The sequence below is a fragment of the candidate division KSB1 bacterium genome (genome assembly GCA_022562085.1).
Lineage (GTDB): Bacteria > Zhuqueibacterota > Zhuqueibacteria > Oceanimicrobiales > Oceanimicrobiaceae > Oceanimicrobium.
This window is the reverse complement of the sequence record JADFPY010000446.1, coordinates 1-2961: the sequence shown is the minus strand read 5'-3', so window position 1 is coordinate 2961 and position 2961 is coordinate 1. Positions and strand designations below refer to the sequence as shown.

Sequence of the window (2961 nt, the reverse complement as noted above, 5' to 3'; positions counted from 1 at the left end):
GAAAACGAATACAATACCCGTAAAGACGCCATGCATGGCGTCTCTACAAGAGCGACCACATACAAAAATGCATTTGCGCCGCAATCCAAAAACCTGGCATCCATTATCCGTGGTTTTAAATCCGCCGTCACCAAAACCGCGCGCCAAATCCATCCCGATTTTGCCTGGCAACCGCGATTTCACGACCACATCATCCGCGACGAAAAATCCTTTTATACAATTTCCGAATACATACAAAACAACCCCTTAAAATGGGCTGACGATAAATTCTATTCTGAGGAAAAAACCGCAATATGAATAACGAATCAAGCATCATATCAAAAATATGGAGTTTCGCCCATGTCTTGCGCGACGACGGCGTTGGCTATGGGGACTATCTGGAACAACTCACCTATTTACTCTTCCTCAAAATGGTAGATGAGTTTGCCAGGCCGCCTTATAACCGCAAAATAGCTGTTCCCGAAGGATATGATTGGGAAACCCTAAAAAGCAAAAGAGGCGCAGAACTCGAAGCCCACTATGCCAGGACCTTGCGTGAACTCTCAAATGCAAAAGGAACACTGGGGCAAATTTTTGTTAAATCCCAAAACAAAATTCAGGATCCGGCCAAGCTCTACAAAATCATCGACATGGTGGACAGAGAAAAATGGAGCATGATGGGCGCCGACCTGAAAGGCAAAATTTACGAAGGCCTGTTGGAGAAAAACGCGGAAGACACCAAAAGCGGCGCCGGGCAATATTTTACGCCGCGGTCATTAATAAAAGCAATGGTCGAATGCGTCCGCCCGGAACCAACGAAAACTATCGTAGATCCTGCGTGTGGCACCGGCGGTTTCTTTTTAGCTGCGTACGACTTTATCGTTGATAACAATAGCCTCGATCGCGAACAGAAAGAGTTCCTGAAAAACAGGACTTTTTCCGGCAATGAAATCGTCGCCAACACGCGCAGGTTGTGCTTAATGAACATGTTCCTGCACAACATCGGCGAAATTGATGGAGCAACTTCTATTTCATCAACCGATGCTTTGGTTGCCGATGAAGGGCAGCGATTCGATTATGTGCTCACCAATCCGCCGTTTGGCAAAAAAAGCAGCATGAGCTTTACCAACGAAGAAGGAGCGCAAGAGAAACAGGATTTGGTTTACAACAGGCAGGATTTCTGGGCTACGACTTCCAACAAACAGCTGAACTTTTTGCAGCATATCAGAACCCTGCTCAAAACCACGGGAACGGCAGCCGTTGTTTTGCCGGACAATGTTTTGTTTGAAGGCGGCGCCGGTGAAACCGTTCGTAAAGAGCTTTTGAAAACTGTTGCTTTACATACAATTCTGCGCTTGCCAACAGGCATTTTCTACGCCCAGGGCGTGAAAGCAAATGTCTTGTTCTTCGACAACAAACCCGCCTCCCGGGACGCCTGGACAAAAGAGGTTTGGATTTATGACTACCGAACCAATATCCACCATACCCTGAAGAAAAAAACCATGAAGTTGGAGGATTTGCGGGACTTCATCAATTGCTACAATCCAACCAACCGCAACGACCGCAAGGAAACATGGGCGGACGACCCTTCGACAGGCTCAGGACCAGATGGCAGGTGGAGGCAATTTACCTACGATGATATCATCGCGAGAGATAAAACCAATCTCGATATCTTCTGGCTTAAAGATAAGAGTCTGGCAGACCTCGACAATTTACCAGACCCCGATATCCTTGCAAGCGAAATTATCGAAAATATTGAAGCGGGTTTAGAAAGTTTTAAGGCGATTATGGAGACGATTAATGGGGAGAGCGAAAGCCCTTTATAAACTATGAAACAGGTGACGTGGGCATGAGAGCTGCTTTTTGCCGATATGTCTTGAGTTGGTTTCAAATCCTCAATATAGTATTTCCGCTTTCATTTTTGTGAGTCCCTCACGTCATTTGTATGGCAATTTATTTTCGTACTCCGATATTGAAAAAGCTGAAAATAAAACTTGATCCGGCCTTTTAAATATCCTATATTCAAACTCATTAAAACCAACTGTCTCTCGCTAATAACTTTTCGGAGTAAAAATAGACCCTCTTTGTTACCGCACGTTTAGTTCCAACTTTCCAAAAAACAACCCGTAGACTTCACCTCTTTGGCCTGGAGAAATTAATTGGTAAAAGCAGTTCTTTTTGATTATGACGGGGTTTTGGTTAACAGCATGCCTTTTCACGTTAAGGCCTGGCAGAGCGTCTTCAGTGATTTTGAAATAACCATTAAACCGGAGGAAGTTCTTTTACGGGAAGGCGCCCGCCCCATTGAATTAGCCCGTGAGATTTTCGCAGACCGAAGCGTTGAAATTTCCGAGCTTGAATTAAAGGAATTCATTGATAAGAAGCAGAAAATTTACCGCAAAATTACCGAAGCAAAAATAGAAAATGGTACAGAATCATTTCTGAAGAGTCTTAAACAGCGGGGCAAATTAATCGGACTGGTCACCGGCACGGTGCGTTTGAATGTTGAGCATTCACACAGTCCTGAGTTCATTGAACTTTTCGATACAATCACCACGGCAGATGACATTAAAAACGGCAAACCAAATCCGGAATGCTATCTAAATGCGGCAAGAGAATTGGCTATTTCTCCCGAGCTTTGTTTAGCAGTAGAAAATGCACCCTTGGGAATTCAAGCTGCTAAAAATGCCGGCATGCAAGTAGCCGCCCTTATGACGACTTTAGACAAAGAAAGCCTACCCGATGCGGATTTTTATGCAAATGACTTAGGTGAGTTTGAGACGATTTTCGAGAAGATTTTAACAAACAATCATAAACCAAATTAAGCGATTGAACGAAAACCTGTTTTTTTTGTCTTTGCGAGCGTTTCTCAGCGAAGCAATCTCCTGATTAGGTAGGCTTAAGATTGCTTCGGCAAAAGCTTGTCCTGCAAGTCGAAGGAACGCCTCGCAAAGACGGTATATGTTAGATCTAACATTTTTC

At 44.2% G+C, this 2961-nt stretch carries 2 protein-coding genes and 1 pseudogene; all 3 read left to right on the top strand.

Annotated elements, in window-relative coordinates:
• Window positions 1–63: 63 nt before the first annotated feature.
• The 3 genes and pseudogenes from IH879_22005 (at window position 64) to IH879_21995 (ending at window position 2804) form a co-directional block, all read left to right on the top strand.
• Window positions 64–297, top strand: a pseudogene (locus tag IH879_22005) (hypothetical protein).
• Window positions 294–1805, top strand: a complete 1512-nt coding sequence (locus IH879_22000; protein ID MCH7677600.1) for an SAM-dependent DNA methyltransferase — start codon at window positions 294–296, stop codon at window positions 1803–1805. Before IH879_22005 ends, IH879_22000 begins: the two are co-directional and overlap by 4 nt.
• Before the next feature lie 333 nt (window positions 1806–2138).
• A complete protein-coding gene (locus IH879_21995) occupies window positions 2139–2804 on the top strand; it encodes an HAD family phosphatase (GenBank protein ID MCH7677599.1) in 666 nt (221 codons plus the stop codon).
• The last annotated feature ends 157 nt before the right edge of the window (window positions 2805–2961 follow it).

Excerpts from the sequence above, each read along its gene's own strand:
- IH879_22000 (MCH7677600.1), top strand. The coding sequence starts at position 294 with ATGAATAACGAATCAAGCATCATATCAAAAATATGGAGTTTCGCCCAT.